The sequence below is a fragment of the Sporacetigenium sp. TC11 genome, assembly GCF_058146105.1.
In genome coordinates this window covers 199,083-218,780 of sequence record NZ_JBYVNY010000001.1, presented here as the reverse complement: position 1 = coordinate 218,780, position 19,698 = coordinate 199,083, and the positions used below count along the sequence as shown (strand labels likewise).

The window sequence follows — 19,698 nt, the reverse complement described above, 5'->3', positions numbered from 1 at the left end:
TTATGAAACAAGCAATCGGCATGATAGAAGTTAAAAGTATGATAGCTGCTATACAAGCTGCGGACACCATGGTTAAATCAGCTGATGTAAAACTTGTTGATATAGAATTAGTTGGTTCAGGAATTGTAGCAGCTATAGTAACAGGTGATGTAGCAGCAGTACAGGCAGCAGTAGACAATGGGACCTGCGCTGCGGGAAAACTTGCTGAAATAATTTCAACAAATGTAATAGCAAGACCTCACGATGAAGTAAGTAAAATATTATAAGCTAAATGGTGGTGAAATAAATGGCTAATCCACTAGCTACGGTAATAATGAGTAATATATCAAAGAAAGTAGTTAAGGATAAAAGTTTTAAAGCTTATGAAAGTAACTTAATAAAAGTTGATAATATAAATAAAAATGAAGAAGAACTCTTAAAAGGTATATTAAATAAAAATATAAAACAAGGCATAAAGGCAATTGAATCAAAGAAGCCTTTGATGAACTCTTTAGAAAATTTAATTACAAAAAATAATAATATAAGTAAAGAAATTCCAAAGAAAAATACAAATAAATCTAAAGCTATGGTTCGCTTAGAAGATTTAATTAAATAAGGGGGAATAACATGAGATCAGCCCTAGGTATTATAGAAGCTATAGGACTAACTACAGCAATAGCAGCACTAGATTCTGCAAGTAAAGCTGCAGATATTACTTTGGTAGGATATGACAAAGTAATAGGTGTTGAAAAGTCAGTTAGTGTAGCTATTCACATAGCAGGAGAAGTAGCAGCAGTAAATGCAGCAGTAGAAGCTGGTGTAGCTGCAGGAAATAGAGTTGGAAGAGTAGTAGCAAGTCGTGTTATACCAAGACCGCATGAAGAAATAGATTTTTTAATAAAGGAATTTGAAAAAAACTTAAAAGAAAATAAAGAAAGAAAAGAAGCAAAAAAACAACAAAAAGAAGATAAAGGGGAGGAATAATATTATGGGTCAAGCATTAGGAATGATAGAAACTAAGGGGTTAGTAGGAGCTGTTGAAGCAGCTGATGCAATGGTAAAGTCTGCCAACGTAACTTTACTAGGATATGACAAAATAGGGTTTGGATTAGTTACTGTTATGGTAAGTGGAGATGTAGGAGCGGTAAAGGCTGCAACAGATGCAGGAGCAGAAGCAGCAAGAGCAGTAGGAGAACTTCACTCAGTTCATGTAATACCAAGACCACACTCAGAAGTTGAAAGAGTAATGTTAAAAAGAGATTAATAAAGAAAGTAGATGTTAGATATGAACAAACACAATCTAACTAAAAACATATTAAACAATATATCTAATAAAATTCTAAGTAAAAATAATAACACAAATCATACAACTTCTATAAAACCAGTTAACATATCAAATAACCAGTCACTTATAGTAATTCCAGTTAATAATGATCAAATAAATGAAGTTTTAAAATATCTACAAGATAAAGGTGTAGTAGAAAATACAATTCAAAATAACAAAGTTCAAGATATAAATAATGAAGCTCCAGAGAACTTACCTAAAAAAGTTATAACTCAAAATGACTTATCAAAGTTAAATACAAAAGAACTTGTTATAGATAAAAATACAATTATTACTCCTTTGGCCAAAGATACAGCAAAAAAGTTAGGGATAAAAATAATTAAGTATTAGGGGCGATATTTTATGAATATAGGCAGAGTTATTGGTACGGTAGTAGCGACAAGAAAAGATGATACATTAGTAGGATGTAAACTTATGATTACACAGCCACTTACAATTAAGAAAGAAGCAAAAGGAGAACCACTTATTACTGTTGATACTGTTGGAGCAGGCATAGGAGAGTTGATAATTTATACTGAGGGAACTGCTGCAAGAAACGCAGCAAGAAAAAGAGAATCATCTATAGATGCAGCTATAGTAGGTATAGTTGATAATATAGATGTTTGGGAGGAATAAATTTGTTAAATGTAAAAAGCATAAAACAAGCTATGGAATATAGAGAACTTATAGATGTACTTATGAGTGGTAAGAATTTTGCAGATGTTGTACTTTACGGTGGAAATGTAATAAACGTAATAACTAAGGAAATATATACTGCAGATATTGCTATAAAAGGTAAATACATATTGTTAGTTGGTGATAGTGAATCTCTTATTGATGAGGATACTGTAGTTATAGATGTAAGAGGAAAATATTTATCTCCAGGGTTCATAGATTCACATATGCATTTTGAAAGTAGTATGCTTACAGTTACAGAATTTTCAAGACTATCTATACCATCGGGAACTACTACACTTATTGCAGATCCTCATGAAATAGGTAATGCATTAGGTCCTATTGGAATGAAGGCTATGGCTGATGAAGCAAATCATGTTCCAAATCATGTTAGATTTGTAGTTCCAGCTCTTACACCTGACTGCCCAAGCTTAGAAACAGCAGGAGTAGATGTAACATCAAAGGATATGGAAGACCTTTTAAATTACAAAAACATAATAGGTATAGGAGAACTTCAAGGGTTCAGTAATGCAAAGCATGTATATAGAAATACTCCAGAAGTTATAACTGATCTTTTAGCATCAACAATGTATGCAAAGAGTATAGGAAAAGTAGTTGATGGTAATGCACCGGAACTGTTTGGAAAAGAACTTGCAGCACATATAGTTTGTACTGGTGGAAAATGCTCTTGTCACGAAACAACTACAAAAGAAGAGTGTGTAGAAAAGTTAAGACAAGGGGTATATGTATTCATGAGAGAAGGTTCTACTCAAAAGAATATGGCTGAATGTATAAGAGCCGTGACAGAAGAGGGACTTGATTCAAGAAGATGTATACTAGCAACTGATGATATGGTTGCTGAGGACTTAGAAAAATTAGGTCATATGAATGAAATAGTAAAAAGAACTATAAAACAGGGTGTAAGTCCAGTTGAAGCTATCCAAATGGTTACAATAAATCCTGCAACTTATTTTGGCCTTGAAGATAGAGGGGTTTTATCTCCATCTAAAATGGCAGATATAGCTATAATAAATGATTTAGAGAATATGATTGTAGAAGGTGTATTTATAGAAGGGAAATTAGTTGCAGCTAAAGGCAAACTTTTAGTTGACCTTCCTAAATATACATATCCAAATAGTGTTAAGAATTCAGTAAAAAGAAATTTATTAAAAGAATCAGATCTAGAAATAAGAAGCGATAAATCTAGAGTAAGAGTAAGATGTATAGAAGCTATACCAGATCAAAACTTAACTGGATGTATAGAAGAAGATGCTAAGGTAAGTAGAGGAATAGTAGAAGCAGATACTCAAAAGGATTTATTATATATAGCTTGTATTGAAAGATATGGAAGAAACAACAATATAGGGAAGGCTTTTGTAAAAGGTTTTGGACTCAAAAAAGGAGCATTTGCAGAAAGTGTAGCCCATGACACACATAATATAATTGTTGTGGGAACCAACATTAAAGATATGGTTATTGCAGTAAATAGAGTTATAGAAATGGGTGGAGGACTTTGTGTAGTAAATAATGGTAGAGTACTAGATGAAATGGCCCTTCCTGTAGGTGGACTTATAACAGATGAACTTACAGGTCAAGAAGTAAGTGAGAAAATAGCTTCTTTGGAAAAAATAACAAGAGCTGACTTAGGATGTACTATACATGCACCATTTATGCATTTATCATTCTTAGCATTATCTACAAGTCCAAAGTGGAAAATAACAGATATGGGATTGATAGATGTTAATAATTTTACAATATTAGAACCTGTAATAGATTAAGTAAGTTTGTATATCCTATTGCTAAACTTGAGCAAGGTCCCATCTAATCGTTGGGGACATGAGCGTAGCGAGTTTTATTTTAATAATTTAGGGGGTAGTAGTATGAATAAAGAGTACATGAGAATGTGTATCGAGGAAGCTATAGCTGGTGTTAAAGCTGGAGATGGAGGGCCATTTGGGGCACTTATAGTTAAAGATGGGGAAATAATATCATTGGTTCATAATACTGTATTAAGAGACAATGATCCAACTGCACATGGTGAAGTAAACGCAATAAGAGCAGCTACTAAAAAATTAGGAAGATTTGACTTAAGTGATTGTGAATTATATACTTCAGCAGAACCATGCCCTATGTGTTTATCAGCTATAATGTGGGCTGGAATAAAAAAGGTTTATTATGGATGTACAGCACAAGATACTGAAAATATAGGCTTTGCAGATAAGTTTATATATGATTATATAAAAGGTGAAACAGAAACTAATCCAATAGAGTTAGAAGAATTATTAAGAGCAGAATGTTTAGACGCCTTCAAAGAGTGGTCAGTAAAAGACGACAAAATACCATACTAAAATATAAAAATAAAGGCTGTTATTATTACAGCCTTTATTTTTATATTTTATTTCTAATATTGTAATTTAATTATCAATAAACCTAATGTTTTGAGAAATTAAATTGTTATTGCAGGGTAAACAACTGCGTGATAAAATCAAAATATGTCGAAGAAAAGGTTTTTTAGTAAGAATATAGAGAAATATAATGTTATATTGTAATTAAAAGTTAAAATAATAACATCCATACAAAAGTGTGTATTTTCAGACAATTGGGCGAATTAATTAATATCAAAAATAAGTGTTGTTTTAAATAAAAACACTATTGCAGATTATATAATAACATGATAAAATCAAAATATGTCGAAAGACAACGTTTCCTAGGATAATATGTATAAAGATATACATCTTATACGTGCAATCATAATTAAAATAATCACAAGAGGAGGACTTGACATGAGCACAAAAACAAGCACACAAGGCTTACAAAAGACATTAGGTTTTGCCGCTGCTTTATCTACAGTTGTAGGTATGGTTATAGGTTCTGGAGTATTCTTTAAGCCTTACGCTATGTACAATGCTACAGGCGGAGCACCAGGATTAGGAATGATAGCTTGGGTAATAGGTGGAATTATAACAATAGCTGGAGGTCTTACTGCAGCTGAAGTATCAGCAGCAATACCAAAAACTGGCGGTATGATGACTTATTTAAAAGAAATATACGGAGAAAAATGGGGATTCTTAACTGGCTGGATGCAAACAGCTTTATTCTTCCCTGGAACAACTGCGGCACTAGCAGTTATATTTGCAACTCAAGTAGTTACATTATTAGGATTAGATACAAATAATATGAGTTTAAAAATAGGAGTAGCTATAATAACTATACTTCTAATAGCATTCTTAAATACATTAGGTTCAAAGATGGGTGGTACTATACAAACAGTAGCTACTGCAGGTAAATTAATACCGCTTGCTTTAATAATAATATTTGGATTTGTTAAAGGTAATGGTAACCCTATAATGTCTCCAATAATTGGAGAAAGCGTAAGTATGGGTTCAGCATTAGGACAAGCATTAATAGCTACGTTATTTGCTTATGATGGATGGATGAATGTTGGTGCTATAGCTGGTGAAATGAAAAACCCAGGTAAAGATTTACCAAAAGCTATAATAGGTGGTTTATCATTAGTTATGGCAGTATATATACTTATAAACTTAGCTTATTTATGGGTTATGCCAGCAGATCAATTAATGTTGACAGAAACTCCAGCTGCGGCTGTTGCAACAGCTATATTTGGACCAGTTGGTGGTAAGATAATAGCTGTAGGTATATTAGTATCAGTATTTGGTGCATTAAATGGATATTTATTAACAGGACCAAGATCTCCTTACACTTTAGCTACTGAGAAAATGTTACCAGGAAGCAACTGGTTATCTAAAGTAAATGAAGGTGGATCTCCAGCAAATGCTACTTGGTTCATAGCTATATTATCTTCAGTATATGCTTTAACAGGAAAGTTTGATTTATTAACAGATTTAACAGTATTCATAATATGGATATTCTATATAATGACTTTCGTTGGTGTTATGAAATTAAGAAAAGATCAACCAAACTTAGTAAGACCATATAAAATACCTCTATATCCAATAACTCCAGCAATAGCTATAATAGGTGGAACTTATGTAGTTGTAAATACATTAATGTCTCAACCTACAAATGCTATAGCAGGATTAGTTATAACATTCTTAGGATTACCTGTTTACTCATATATGAAAAAGAAAAATGCTTAATATTTAAATTAAGAGCCTTGGTGTATACCAAGGCTCTTTTTGTATAAAATTTCTATGCAAATTTTGACTCAGCAGTACTGAGTCTATTTGTATATTCTCGATAGTTTGGTATTTATTTAACATAAACATTCAATATTCGGTAAATAACAAATATTGTGAAAATTAATATTGCAGATTAAATATTATCGTGATAAAATCAAAATACATATATGGATAACGTTTTCTAACAGGGGGAGGTATAAGAAAACATAACTGTATATTCGTAATTATACTTATATAATTAACAGGGGGACTACTAAATGAGCACGAGAACAAATACTTTAGGATTAAAAGAGCAATTAAGTGCAAAAACAGGTACTCAAGAATTAAAAAAGACATTGGGTTTTGCGACTGCTATATCTACTGTTGTAGGGATGGTTATAGGTTCAGGGGTATTCTTTAAACCTTATGCTATTTACAATGCTACAGCTGGAGCACCAGGAGTAGGGATATTAGCTTGGATAGTTGGTGGAATCATAACAATAGCTGCTGGACTTACTGCAGCTGAAGTATCTGCAGCAATACCAAAAACTGGCGGGATGATGGTATATTTAAAAGAAATATACGGAGAAAAGTGGGGATTCTTAACTGGTTGGATGCAGACTGTTTTATATTTCCCAGGAATGGTTGCTGCACTAGCAGTTATATTCGGCACTCAAGTATCTGGATTATTGGGGTTAGGTGTAGATAATATGACTGCAAAAGTAGGAATAGCTATAGCAGCTATAGTCCTATTATCATTCTTAAATACATTAGGTTCGAAAACGGGTGGTTCTATACAAACATTAGCTACTGCAGGTAAATTAATACCTCTTGTTTTAATAATAATATTTGGATTCATAAAAGGTGAAGGCAACCCTGTAATGTCTCCGATGGTGGGAGAAGGCGTAACTATAGGAACGGCCTTAGGGCAAGCCTTAATCGCTGTATTATTTGCATTTGAAGGTTGGATGAACGTTGGTGCTATAGCTGGAGAAATGAAAAACCCAGGCAAAGATTTGCCAAAAGCTATAGTTGGTGGTTTATCGTTGGTTATGGCAATATATTTAGTTATAAACATAGCTTATTTATGGGTTATGCCTGCTAATGAATTAATGATGACACAAACTCCAGCTGCTGCTGTTGCTACTGCTATATTTGGAGAAATTGGTGGGAAATTAATAGCTGTAGGTATATTAATTTCAGTATTTGGAGCGTTAAATGGATTCATATTAACAGGAGCAAGAATGCCATATACTTTAGCTAGTGAAAAAATGTTACCAGGAAGTAATTGGTTCTCTAAATTAAATAATAATTTAGTTCCTGCTAATGCTACTTGGTTTATGGCTATATTAGCTTCAGTATATGCTTTATCAGGAAAGTTTGACTTTTTAACAGATTTAACAGTATTCGTAATATGGTTATTCTTTATAATGACTTTCTTTGGTGTTATGAAGTTAAGAAAAGATCAACCAAACTTAGTAAGACCATACAAAATACCATTATACCCAATGGTTCCAATAGTAGCTATAATAGGTGGGTTGTATGTAGTTGTAAATACATTAATAACTCAACCTAAAAATGCTATATTAGGATTACTTATAACATTCTTAGGATTACCGATTTACTCATATATGAAAAAGAAAAATGCTTAATACATAAACTAAGAGCATTGGTATATACCAACGCTCTTTTGTAAGTGTGCTAAGTGACTAATATTATATAAAATGATATAATAAAAGAAGAAGCTTTGTACTAATAAGCTTCTTCTTTTATTTTGTATTTTATATATATTAATAGAAAGTTTTAACTAGTTTATATATTTATTTATATAATAATATAACAACATTTATTGCAGAATTTGCAAGGGGGAAGAAATATGACATCGAAGTTAAAAAGTTTATTGTTTTTATTAATTGTAATATTGGGATTAAATATAACTGCTTGTTCAAGTGATGATAATTACACATATGATGAACAAAAAACAGTTATTAGCAACATTACTGATGATGAAAACACATTAGAAAGTGAAGAAATAGAAGACATCACAACAGAAGATACAACTAAAGTAGAGGATGAAACTAAAAGTAATACAATTTATAGTATACCTAAAAATGCTAGAAAAGGTATAGTTATAGACTCAATAGATGGTGACACTATAAAAGTTAAATTTGAAAATGAGGATGTAGAATCAATAAGAATACTTCTTATAAATACACCTGAAAAAAATGAAAAGTTTGGGACTGAAGCATCAAATTTTGCTTATCAAAAACTAAATAACAAAACAGTTTATATAGAGCCAGATGTAGAAAATAGAGATAAGTATAATAGATTACTAGGGTACGTTTGGTATGAGGAAAATGGACAACTCAAGTTGTACAATAGGGAAATTATATTAGCATCCTTATCCAAAGTTGCATATATATACGATAGTAAAAAATACTTAGATATTTTAAATAAAGCTGAAGAAAGTGTTAAATATAATAAACTAAACATATGGGAAAAAGAAGGTTATGCTACTAACAAAGGTGATAAATACGATATGAGTGTATATGAAAGTAATTCTTCTAGCGGTAGTTCTAGTGACTCAAAAAATTTAGTATATACAACAAGAACCGGTAGTAAATATCACTTAGATAAAAACTGTAGAGGACTAGCTAAGGCAAATGAAATATTTGAAGATTCAAAACAAGAAGCTATAAATTCAGGGTTGAGTTTATGTGGATATGAAGATTAATAAAAACAAGAGAGCTAATTCAAAGCTCTCTTGTTTTATAAAAAAATTCAATATTTTATTAGCCTAAAAAATAAACTACTTATACTTGTTGCGAAAAAATATTTTTGTGAACTAATTGATATAGATAAGGCTATATGGAGAAGAATAATAGAAATATATAAAAATATTTAGTTAAAATTAAAGGAAAGAAATTAAACTATAGAATTTTGGGTAAAAATTATGATATAGTTATACTTTTTTAGTAATAAGGGAGTGTGAAATATGGGTATAGATAAAAAAATTATAAACTTACTAAGTCAGATACATATACTGTCTTTTGAAGATGTAATCGCAGCCAAAGAATTTTTAGAATCTGAGGACTATGAATCAGCATTAAAACATTTATGTTCTAGAATACATGAGGAAAAATTATTTATCTCTAGGGAAACTTATGATTTAATAAAAAGAATAGCGGAAGAGTTAGATATAGAACCGTGGATATGGGATGATCTAGAGTTTTTAATTATGTAAAATATAGGTTGTTTTAATAAATTATAATAAAGATTCTTTATATAATAAACTATGTATATTTTTTGCACTTTGGCAATATAATTTAATATAAAAGAGTACAAGCTGAAGGGGTGGAAATTATGTATACTGTTAAAGTATCAGATATAAAGGAACCAATAATATTTAAAGGAAAATTTTCAGAACTAAAAAAATATCTTAAAGAATTAGAAGAAAAGTATAAAAATAAAAGACAGTAACCTTGCTTATATAAGATAGCAAGGTTATTTTTATTAAATAATACATTGACAAAACACGAATGTTTTGATAAATTAATATACAAGATTCAAATTAAAAACTAAATATGCTCATATATCCTCGGTAATATGGACCGAAAGTTTCTACCAGTACACCGCAAATGTACTGACTATGAGCAAATTATTATAGGAAAATGTCTATTTTGCAGATTTTCAGGTTTGTTTTTAGTCTGAAAATGTATAAATAGTTAAAAAAGACCTATATAATAATTTTGCTTATAGAAAATTATTATATAGGTCTTTTTTAATGTGAATATTATTGTAATAAAAGTTATAATTTAGAAAAAAACAGTGTTTATACGAACTATTTTAAAAAAATAAATAATAAAATACATAATAAAACGATACAAACAATATAATTTGATAAAAATATTCTGTTATTTATAAAAAATATGTTATAATGTATTTAATTTAATAATACACGAACAATAAACCACAATATACGTTTAATGTTAACGAAAATAAATTATTGGAGGAATTAAAATGAATAAAAAATCTCAAAACTCAGTATATGAGTTAGATGGTATACCACCATTAAAGACAGCAATACCTCTTGGAATTCAACATGTTCTTGCCATGTTTGTAGGAAATGTAGCACCACTAATAATAATATCCAGTGCACTTGGCTTACCAGTTTCGGAAAAAACTTTCTTAATTCAGTGTGCAATGTTTGTTGCCGGAGTTGCAACATTAATTCAATGTTATCCTATAGGGCCAATAGGAGCTAGACTTCCTATAGTTATGGGAACAAGTTTTGCCTTTGTTCCAACTAGTTTAATTATAGGAGCTAAATATGGTATGGAAGGAATACTAGGAGCGTCGTTAGTTGCTGCAATTGTACAAATAGCAGTTGGAGTAAGCCTAAAACACCTAAAAAAATTCTTACCACCATTAGTTACAGGTACGGTAGTTTTATCTATAGGTTTATCACTTTTACCAGTAGGAATTAATTACTTTGCTGGAGGGGTAGGCTCTTCTGATTTTGGATCATCATCAAATTTATTATTAGGAACTATAGTTTTAGTTACTATAATATTTTTCAAGCAATTTACAAAGGGATTAACTAGTATATCTTCAATACTTATAGGATTAGTTATAGGTTATATTGTGGCAATACCAATGGGTAAAATAGATTTTTCGGAAGTAATGATGGCCTCTTGGATATCTATTCCTACGCCTTTTAAATATGGATTTGAATTTCATTTAGATGCAATACTTCCTATGGCATTTTTATATATAGTTTCAGCACTTGAAAGTATAGGTAATATATCGGCAATAACCAAGGGTGGAGCAGATCGTGAACCTAGTGCAAAAGAGATTTCAGGCGGAATAATAGCAGATGCAGTAGATAGTATAATAGGAGCAGTATTTAATGTACCACCAAATACGTGTTTTGGTCAAAATGCGGGTATTATTGCTATGACAAAGGTTATAAATAGATTTGTAGTTGCAATAGGTGGAGTATTCTTAATTTTAGCTGGGATATTTCCTAAACTTGGAACTATAGTTGCATTAATGCCTCCAAGTGTGCTTGGTGGAGCTGCGGTAATGATGTTTGGAATGATATCTATAAGCGGGATAAATCTTATAATGAGTGAACCATTAGGTGAAAGAAATAGTGTTATAGTTGCCTTGGCCTTAGGAGTAGGTGTAGGACTTAGCCAAGTACCTGGTGCGTTAGAAAAGATGCCCCATATAATACAATTAATATTTGGTGAAGCTGGAATAGTTCTAGTAGCTTTAATAGCTATAGTTCTTAACATTGTGTTGCCAAAAGATAAAGAAGAAGAGCTTAAGGATGTAGCAAATTTTTGATAAAAGACATACCAAGGGGGAATAAGAATGTTTACAGTATTAGATATAGTCCAACCTCAAAGTATACAAGAAGCTTATGATATGCTGATGAAAAGAAAGAGTAATACAGTAATTGGAGGATCTACTTATTTAAGAATGGGTTGCAAGAAAATAGGAACTGCAATTGAATTATCAAAGCTTAATCTAAATTATATAAAAGAAGATGAAGATTATATAGAAATAGGAGCTATGACTACTTTTAGAGATATAGAAATAAGTCCTATTTTAAATAGATATTTTAATGGAGTTTTGACAAAATGTGTGCGAGATATAATAGGAGTTCAATTTAGAAATGTAGTAACTGTTGGAGCTAGTGTATTTTCAAAATACGGCTTTTCAGATTTATTAACAGCTTTATTATCGTTAGATACAGAAGTAGAACTTTATAATAATGGTAGAATTACGTTAGAAGAATTTTTAGAAAGTCATTATGAAAAAGACATATTAACTAAAATATATATAAAGAAAAATAGTAGAAAATCAGTATATACTTCTATGCGAAATTCAGCAAGCGATTATGCAATAGTAAATGTAGCTGTTTCTAAAAATGATAATAATTGGAATATAGTGGTAGGGGCTAGGCCAAGAAGGGCTAGTGTTGCAATTAATGCATCAAAATATATTTCAAGCGAGGAATTGAGCGATGAAATCGTAGAAAAAACAGCTCAAATAGCATGTGAAGAATTATCTTTTGGAAGTAATATGAGAGCAAGTGGAAATTATCGGAAGATTATCTCTAAAGTTCTTATAAAAAGAGCTATCGAGGAGGTAATAAAATGCAAATAGAAGTTATATTAAATGGAAAAAAGACTAAATTAGAAATAAATGGCGATGATTACCTAGTAGATGTTCTAAGGAAAGAAGGAAACCTTAGTGTGAAAAGAGGGTGCGATACGGGATGTTGTGGACTTTGCACTGTATGGATAGATAAAAAACCTACATTATCTTGTGCTACACTTGCTATTAGAGCAGATAAAAAAGAAATAACTACAATCGAAAGTTTACAGCAAGAGGCTTCAGAATTTGCAGATGTTTTAGTGAAAGAAGGAGCAGAGCAATGTGGATTTTGTAGTCCTGGATTTATTATGACTGTACTTGCAATGAAAGATGAACTTATAAATCCTACAGAAGAAGATATAATTCACTATTTAACAGGTAATTTATGTAGATGTACAGGATACATGGGACAGCTCAGAGCAGTGAAAAAATATCTGGGGGTAGCGTAATTATGAATATAGTTGGTAAGAGTATACCTAAAATAGATGGAATGGCTATATCCACTGGAAAGCCAGTATATACAGATGATTTATCAAGTAAAGATGCATTGGTTGTAAAAATTTTAAGAAGTCCTCATGCTTTTGCAAAAATAAAATCTATAGATACTTTAAGGGCAGAAAAACTTGAAGGTGTTGAATGCATACTTACACACAAAGATGTTCCTAATACTAGATTTACATTGGCTGGACAAAGTTATCCAGAACCATCACCATATGATAGATTAATATTAGATGAAATAGTTAGGTATGTAGGAGATGAAGTTGCAATAATCGCAGCCAAAGATGAGAAAACTGCAGTTAAAGCTATTAATATGATTAAGGTTGAATATGAGATTTATGAGCCTGTATTAGATGCAAATACTGCTATAGGACATAAATCAATAGTTCATACAGAAGACTTACATTGTAACTTTGATATAGGTATGAAAAAGGAAAAAAACATAGTATCTACTCATAAAAGTGAAAAAGGAAACATAGAAGAAGAAATTAATAAATGTGATGTAGTAATTGAAGAAACTTATGAAACTCAAGCTCAAGCTCATTGTATGATGGAAACTTACAGAGCTTACAATTATTTAGATCATATGGGAAGATTAGTTGTAGTAAGTTCTACGCAGATACCATTTCATGTGAGAAGGCACCTATCTCGTGCTCTTGATATACCTGCAAGTAAAATAAGAGTTATAAAGCCTAGAATAGGTGGTGGATTTGGAGGAAAACAAACTGCCTGTGTTGAAATATTTACAGCTATTGTTACGCTTAAAACTGGCAAACCAGCAAAGCTTATATATACTAGAAAAGAAACTTTCAGCTCGACTACAAGTAGACATCCTATGCAAATAAAAGTTAGAATGGGTTCAGATAATGAAGGTAATATAAAGGTAGTTGATATGTATGCTTTATCGGATACAGGAGCATATGGAGAGCATGCATCTACAACATTCGGGCTGGTTGCAGAAAAAACCCTTCCACTATACAATAAATTAAATGCTTATAGATTTATGGGAAATGTTGTTTATACTAATAAAACACCATCAGGGGCATTTAGAGGATATGGAGCAACACAAGGATGTTTTGCTGTAGAGTCTACAGTTAATAAATTAGCATCAAAGTTAGGTATTGACCCTATAAAGTTAAGAGAAAAGAACCTTATAAAAGAAGGAGAAACTTCTATTGCTTATAATAAAAATATAAATAGTTCTACTTTAGATAAATGTATAGAAAGAGGAAAAGAACTTATAGGATGGGACAATAAATATCCTAGTAGAGAAGTGACACCAAACAAGGTTAGATCAGTAGGAATGGCTATTACTATGCAGGGTTCAGGTATAGCTGGGATAGATACGGCATCAGCACAAATAAGACTAAATGATGATGGGACATATACACTACTAATAGGTTCTACAGATATGGGTACAGGAAGTGATACAATTCTTGCTCAAATGGCATGTGAAGTTTTGGAAACAGGGTTAGAAAATATAACAGTTGTTGCTGCTGATACAGATATATCTCCATATGATCCAGGTTCATATGCTTCAAGTACTACTTATGTTACAGGAATGGCAGTTGTTAAGGCATGTGAAGAGTTAAAAGAAAAAATTATAGAAGCTGGATCAAATTTACTAGAATTATCTAATAATAACGTTGAATTTAGTGAAGGTTTAGTTATAGATATATATAATGAAAATAGTATATCAACTAAAGAAATTGCAGTAACCTCTATTGTAGGGCCACAAAACTCTCAGTTAGTTGGAAATGCAACCTATGGAAGTCCTGTTTCACCACCTCCATTTATAGCAGGATTTGTTGAAATTGAACTTGATAAGGAAACTGGGAAAATAGAATTAATAGACTACGTTGCTGTAATAGACTGTGGAACGGTTATAAATAAAAACTTAGCAAGAATACAAGCAGAAGGCGGAATAGTTCAAGGTATAGGTATGGCTATGTATGAAGATATTAAGTTTGATAATAAAGGAAGGTTAGATAGTGACACTTTTATGCAATACAAAATTCCTTGTAGAAAAGACGTTGGAAATATAATAGTAGAGTTTGAAGAAAGTTTTGAACCAACAGGTCCATTTGGAGCAAAATCTATAGGAGAAATTGTTGTAAATACTCCACCACCAGCTATAGCACATGCTGTTTATAATGCAGTTGGAGTCAATATAAATACTCTACCGATAACTCCAGAAAAAATACTTATGGCTATAAACAACTTAGATAACATAAATGAATATAATTATGCCATATAAAAAAATTGCCACTTACTTTGGTGGCAATTTTTTTATTACAAGGATATTATAATTAACGAGAAAATATATTTATTAAATTTTCTATATTGTTTTGGTGTGCTGAGTCTTTTTGACTATTACTATGTCTAGTTGAATTTAAAAAATGTAAGTCAACATGGCCGCTCATATCATTTCCCTTTACAGCATCAAAATTTATACCTTTTCCATAACCATCACTTCTACTGTCTACAGTTACATTAGCTGGCTTATCTTCTCTACCTGCATGTGGCATAGCACTCATAGATGCTATTATCTTCTTGTTATCTATATGTACAATAACTGGTCTTCTTGCCCAACTAAATCCACCCCATACTTTTTTAATCTTTTGAGTATCTTCTTTTGTTAGAGATTCGATATCAGCATGATTTGATCCATATGTTCTTTTTACATTAAAAGTTGTTCCTGTTTTGTAGTCTTCTATCATAAAAGTTGAACCCCTTGGAACCTCACTTTTAGCAATTGACCAATCAATAGCAGTTGCACTTTCTCTAGATACATTAGTTCCCCTATTTGGGGTGTAGTTATTTGATTGACTTTCTTGAGTTGAATTTTCAAATAGCTTATTTAAAGTATTCTTTCCAGCTATTCCATCTGCTTGAAGTCCAGAGGCCTTTTGAAATTTTATTATAGAACTTTTAGTTGAACTACCATAATAATTAGTAGTTTTAGATATGTTTAAATATCCTTTTTCTTTTAGTTTATTTTGAATAGCATTTACATCTCTATTACTCATTCCGTATTTGTATAAATTTAATTTAAAATTATATGCAGATGCCATATTTACATTAGAAAAGGTTATCATACCCGACAGTGCTAATATGTAAAAAATTTTTTTAGATATTTTCATTAAATTTTTCCTCCTGTAGTTGAAAATCAAAATTGCCTATGTATTAAAATATAAAAATAAGCAAAAAAAAATAAAACCAAGAAAAATTGTTGGTTTTTGTAATCTTTCTGTAACCATATTGTAACATTTGAATAAATCTTTTTCAATAATATAACAGTATGTATATTTTTCCAGGTTATTGATATATTACAAATCAATGGTAAAAGCCAGTATCAAAAGATACTGGCTTTTTATAATATTAGTCGAAACAATCCTCATCAACACATATTAATATTAATATTAATATTAAGAATGGTATCCAATCAGATAGACATATTTCATCCAAAGTATCTTGGAATACTAAGAATAAGAAAAATAATACTATTATCCACCAACCATTGAAATCGTTAAAAAAGTTTGCCATAATTCTACCTCCACAGATGTAAGTTTTTGAAGATTTGCTAACCTTCTAAGATATAATATGAAGACAAATAAAAATTTGTTACTATACTTTTTTCTTCATAAAAAACACATAAAATAATTATATTCTAAAAACATAAAAAACAGTTTACATATACCCCTCAAGGGTATATTATAGATATATAGGAGGGTTGATTATGAGCAAAGAACAAGTAATTAAAGTAAGTGGCATGACATGTGCAGCTTGTGCTAAAGCTGTAGAGAGAGTTACAAAAAAATTAGATGGGGTAGAATCTGCTAGCGTAAATATAGCTACTGAAAAGTTAAATATAAAGTACGATAGTACAAAGTCTACTTATGAAGATATAAAAGGCGCAATAGAAAAGGCAGGGTATGGAGTTTTAGAAGAAGTGAAAGCTAAGGAAGTAATAATCCCTATAGGGGGAATGACATGTGCAGCATGTGCTAAGGCTGTAGAAAGAGTAGTGAAAAAATTAGATGGTATAGAAAATATATCTGTTAACATGGCAACAGAAAAAGCATCTATAAGTTATAATCCAAGTAAAGTAAGGCTTTCAGAAATAAAAATGGCAATAGAAAAAGCTGGATATAAGGCATTAGAAATAGAAAATAAAAGTTCTGTAGATGAAGATAAATTAAGAAAAGAAAAGGAAATAAAAACTTTATGGACTAAGTTTATAATATCGGCAATATTTGCAATACCCCTATTTTATATAGCTATGGGGCCTATGCTAAAGCCACCGTTTCCACAGCTTCCAGTACCTACTATTATAGATCCTATGATTTATCCACTGAATTTTGCATTAACACAGATATTATTGTCAATACCTATAGTTATAGCAGGAAATAAGTTTTATACAAGTGGAACAAAGGGCATAATAAATAAAAGTCCTAATATGGACTCATTGGTGGCTATGGGCACATCAGCTGCTATAATATATAGTTTATATTCAACGTATAGAATATATATTGGAGAACTTATTGCTGTAGATAATATGTATTTTGAAACAGCAGGTATAATAATAACTTTAATATTACTTGGAAAATCACTTGAGGCAGTTTCAAAGGGAAGAACAAGTGAAGCTATAAAAAAACTTATGGGTCTAGTGCCTAAAACAGCAATAATAATAAAAGATGATAAAGAAATAGAAATACCTATAGAAGAAGTTGAAGTAGGAGATGTAATACTAGTTAAACCAGGTGCAAAAATACCTGTTGATGGTGAGGTTATAGAAGGTCACACTTCAGTAGATGAGTCAATGCTTACAGGAGAAAGTATACCTGTTGAAAAGAACAAAGGAGATAAAGTAATAGGTGCAAGTATTAACAAAAATGGATCTATTAAATTTAAAACTACAAAAGTAGGAAGTGATACAGCACTTGCACAAATAATAAAACTTGTGGAAGATGCTCAAGGATCAAAAGCCCCTATAGCTCAAATGGCAGATATAGTATCTGGTTATTTTGTTCCTATAGTATTTGTAATAGCGACTTTATCAGGTCTAGCTTGGCGTTTAAGCGGAGAAAGCATAGTATTTTCACTTACAATATTTATAGCAGTATTGGTTATAGCTTGTCCTTGTGCATTAGGTCTTGCAACTCCAACAGCAATAATGGTTGGTACAGGAAAAGGTGCAGAATATGGTGTTTTAATTAAAGGTGGAGAAGCACTTGAAAGTGCTCACAAAATTAACACTATAGTATTTGATAAGACAGGTACAATAACTGAAGGAAAACCGGAGGTTACAGATATAGTAGTAACTGATGTTGTAGATGAAAACACACTTTTAAAGATTGCAGCAAGTGCAGAAAAGGGATCAGAACATCCACTTGGTGAGGCAATAGTTAAAGCTGGAGAAAAAGAAAGTTTACCAATTCTTAAGGTAGAAAAATTTAAAGCAATACCAGGACATGGTATAGAAGTTGAAATAGAAAACAGCTTAATATTATTAGGAAATAGAAAATTAATGGTAGATAGAAATATCTCGTTAGAAAGTTTAGAAAATGATTCAGATAGATTGGCTGAAGAAGGTAAGACTCCTATGTATATAGCAATTGACAATAAATTAGCTGGTATTATAGCAGTTGCAGACGTTGTAAAAGAAAGTAGTGCAAAGGCTATACAAAAGCTACACGAAATGGGAATAGAAGTTGCTATGATAACAGGGGACAACAAAAAGACTGCAAATGCAATAGCAAAACAAGTTGGAATAGATAGAGTACTTGCAGAAGTACTTCCTCAAGATAAGGCAAATGAAGTTAAAACACTTCAATCAGAAGGAAAAAAAGTAGCAATGGTTGGTGATGGAATAAATGATGCTCCAGCACTTGCACAAGCAGATATAGGTATAGCAATAGGTTCTGGTACCGATGTTGCCATGGAGTCAGCTGATATAGTACTAATGAGAAGTGATTTAATGGATGTTCCAACAGCTATTAAGTTAAGTAAAAGTACAATAAGAAATATAAAGCAAAATCTATTCTGGGCATTTGGATATAATGTTATAGGTATACCTATAGCAGCAGGTATACTTCATATATTTGGAGGTCCACAATTAAACCCAATATTTGCAGCAGCTGCAATGGCATTAAGTTCAGTATCTGTTTTAACTAATGCGTTAAGGCTTAGAGGTTTTAAGCCATATAAATAAAAAATAAAAATTCAATGAGGTGGCAATATGAAAGTAAAAAAATTAGCACTAGGTATATCTGTATTAACTTTATCTATAGGATTAGTTGGCTGTAAGGCGACTGATTCAGTTGCCAAATATGGAGTAGAAACATTTGGGGCAATGGTAGAAAAAAATAATGTATATTCAGAAGATAATAGTTGGGCAATAGACGCTCCTGATAAAACTAAATTTAATATGAGTAAAGATTTTAGTAACAATGTGGATTTTGTTATCAAAATGGATGCTCAACCATTTATTAATAGTGGATTAAATGTATCAAAACTTCCTAAATCATATGTGTATAATGATAAAGATAAAACTATAAGTATTGAGTCAAATATAGGAGACACAAAGTTTGAAGGTGATAAAGCTACTTCTACAGATACGCTAAAGGATATAGTAGATAATCACAGAGATGTACTTGGATATCATACTAAGTTAAAACACTATGGATTAGATTTAGATAACGGAAATAAATTTGAATGGGCAGATGATATGGCTACAAATGATAAAGATATAGTATATGTATTAAATCCAGAGCCTTTTATAAAAGCTGGAGTTGATCCTAATAAAATAGATGGATGGGCCTATGCAAAAGTAGAGGACGATTATAAATTATTAAAACCTTTTGATATAGTAAAATAAAAATGAGGCTGATCTAGAGTAGATTTGAAATACTC

At 31.2% G+C, this 19,698-nt stretch carries 20 protein-coding genes and 1 riboswitch; of the genes, 18 read left to right on the top strand and 2 right to left on the bottom strand.

Features of this window, described 5'->3' with window-relative positions:
* The first annotated feature begins 2 nt into the window (after positions 1-2).
* From ACUSRV_RS01050 to ACUSRV_RS00975, 16 genes are all read left to right on the top strand, one after another.
* Entirely contained in the window at positions 3-266 is a 264-nt protein-coding gene (locus ACUSRV_RS01050; protein WP_490140052.1) for a BMC domain-containing protein, read from the top strand.
* A 20-nt stretch (positions 267-286) separates the two neighbouring features.
* Positions 287-595 (top strand): hypothetical protein, encoded by a 309-nt coding sequence (locus tag ACUSRV_RS01045; protein ID WP_490140051.1) that lies wholly within the window; start codon positions 287-289, stop codon positions 593-595.
* Positions 596-606: 11 nt separating this feature from the next.
* Positions 607-963, top strand: coding sequence for a BMC domain-containing protein (locus ACUSRV_RS01040; RefSeq protein ID WP_490140050.1), 357 nt, complete (start codon positions 607-609; stop codon positions 961-963).
* Position 964: 1 nt separating this feature from the next.
* Positions 965-1,243, top strand: coding sequence for a BMC domain-containing protein (locus tag ACUSRV_RS01035; RefSeq protein WP_490140413.1), 279 nt, complete (start codon positions 965-967; stop codon positions 1,241-1,243).
* A gap of 21 nt (positions 1,244-1,264) precedes the next feature.
* A complete protein-coding gene (locus ACUSRV_RS01030) occupies positions 1,265-1,654 on the top strand; it encodes a hypothetical protein (protein WP_490140049.1) in 390 nt (129 codons plus the stop codon).
* 12 nt (positions 1,655-1,666) lie between these two features.
* Positions 1,667-1,939, top strand: a complete 273-nt coding sequence (locus ACUSRV_RS01025; RefSeq protein WP_490140048.1) for a EutN/CcmL family microcompartment protein — start codon at positions 1,667-1,669, stop codon at positions 1,937-1,939.
* Between the two features lie 2 nt (positions 1,940-1,941).
* Entirely contained in the window at positions 1,942-3,756 is a 1,815-nt protein-coding gene (gene ade, locus ACUSRV_RS01020; protein ID WP_490140047.1) for an adenine deaminase, read from the top strand.
* Between the two features lie 102 nt (positions 3,757-3,858).
* On the top strand, positions 3,859-4,326 hold the full coding sequence (locus ACUSRV_RS01015; RefSeq protein ID WP_490140046.1) for a nucleoside deaminase: 468 nt from the start codon (positions 3,859-3,861) through the stop codon (positions 4,324-4,326).
* Positions 4,327-4,761: 435 nt separating this feature from the next.
* Positions 4,762-6,096 (top strand): APC family permease, encoded by a 1,335-nt coding sequence (locus tag ACUSRV_RS01010; RefSeq protein ID WP_490140045.1) that lies wholly within the window; start codon positions 4,762-4,764, stop codon positions 6,094-6,096.
* A gap of 299 nt (positions 6,097-6,395) precedes the next feature.
* On the top strand, positions 6,396-7,769 hold the full coding sequence (locus ACUSRV_RS01005; protein WP_490140044.1) for an APC family permease: 1,374 nt from the start codon (positions 6,396-6,398) through the stop codon (positions 7,767-7,769).
* Positions 7,770-7,993: 224 nt separating this feature from the next.
* Complete coding sequence (locus ACUSRV_RS01000) at positions 7,994-8,851, top strand: thermonuclease family protein (protein ID WP_490140043.1); 858 nt, start codon at positions 7,994-7,996, stop codon at positions 8,849-8,851.
* A 261-nt stretch (positions 8,852-9,112) separates the two neighbouring features.
* Positions 9,113-9,361, top strand: coding sequence for a hypothetical protein (locus tag ACUSRV_RS00995; protein ID WP_490140042.1), 249 nt, complete (start codon positions 9,113-9,115; stop codon positions 9,359-9,361).
* A 324-nt stretch (positions 9,362-9,685) separates the two neighbouring features.
* A riboswitch (purine riboswitch) is annotated at positions 9,686-9,787 on the top strand.
* Between the two features lie 350 nt (positions 9,788-10,137).
* Positions 10,138-11,469 carry a uracil-xanthine permease family protein gene (locus ACUSRV_RS00990; protein ID WP_490140041.1) on the top strand — a complete coding sequence of 444 codons (1,332 nt, stop codon included), beginning with the start codon at positions 10,138-10,140 and terminating at the stop codon, positions 11,467-11,469.
* A gap of 27 nt (positions 11,470-11,496) precedes the next feature.
* Positions 11,497-12,294 carry an FAD binding domain-containing protein gene (locus ACUSRV_RS00985; protein WP_490140040.1) on the top strand — a complete coding sequence of 266 codons (798 nt, stop codon included), beginning with the start codon at positions 11,497-11,499 and terminating at the stop codon, positions 12,292-12,294.
* Complete coding sequence (locus tag ACUSRV_RS00980; protein WP_490140039.1) at positions 12,285-12,734, top strand: (2Fe-2S)-binding protein; 450 nt, start codon at positions 12,285-12,287, stop codon at positions 12,732-12,734. Before ACUSRV_RS00985 ends, ACUSRV_RS00980 begins: the two co-directional genes overlap by 10 nt.
* Before the next feature lie 2 nt (positions 12,735-12,736).
* Positions 12,737-15,040, top strand: a complete 2,304-nt coding sequence (locus tag ACUSRV_RS00975) for a xanthine dehydrogenase family protein molybdopterin-binding subunit (RefSeq protein WP_490140038.1) — start codon at positions 12,737-12,739, stop codon at positions 15,038-15,040.
* A 52-nt stretch (positions 15,041-15,092) separates the two neighbouring features.
* Here ACUSRV_RS00975 and ACUSRV_RS00970 read toward each other — a convergent pair whose 3' ends face one another.
* Both ACUSRV_RS00970 and ACUSRV_RS00965 read right to left on the bottom strand, forming a co-directional pair.
* Positions 15,093-15,926, bottom strand: coding sequence for a peptidoglycan-binding domain-containing protein (locus tag ACUSRV_RS00970; protein WP_490140037.1), 834 nt, complete (start codon positions 15,924-15,926; stop codon positions 15,093-15,095).
* A 238-nt stretch (positions 15,927-16,164) separates the two neighbouring features.
* Complete coding sequence (locus ACUSRV_RS00965) at positions 16,165-16,329, bottom strand: hypothetical protein (protein ID WP_490140036.1); 165 nt, start codon at positions 16,327-16,329, stop codon at positions 16,165-16,167.
* A gap of 193 nt (positions 16,330-16,522) precedes the next feature.
* Between ACUSRV_RS00965 and ACUSRV_RS00960 the strand changes: the two genes are divergently transcribed.
* Together ACUSRV_RS00960 and ACUSRV_RS00955 are read left to right on the top strand one after the other, a co-directional pair.
* Positions 16,523-18,997: a heavy metal translocating P-type ATPase gene (locus ACUSRV_RS00960; RefSeq protein WP_490140035.1), complete on the top strand. Its 2,475-nt coding sequence runs from the start codon at positions 16,523-16,525 to the stop codon at positions 18,995-18,997.
* 27 nt (positions 18,998-19,024) lie between these two features.
* Positions 19,025-19,663 carry a hypothetical protein gene (locus ACUSRV_RS00955; protein ID WP_490140034.1) on the top strand — a complete coding sequence of 213 codons (639 nt, stop codon included), beginning with the start codon at positions 19,025-19,027 and terminating at the stop codon, positions 19,661-19,663.
* The last annotated feature ends 35 nt before the right edge of the window (positions 19,664-19,698 follow it).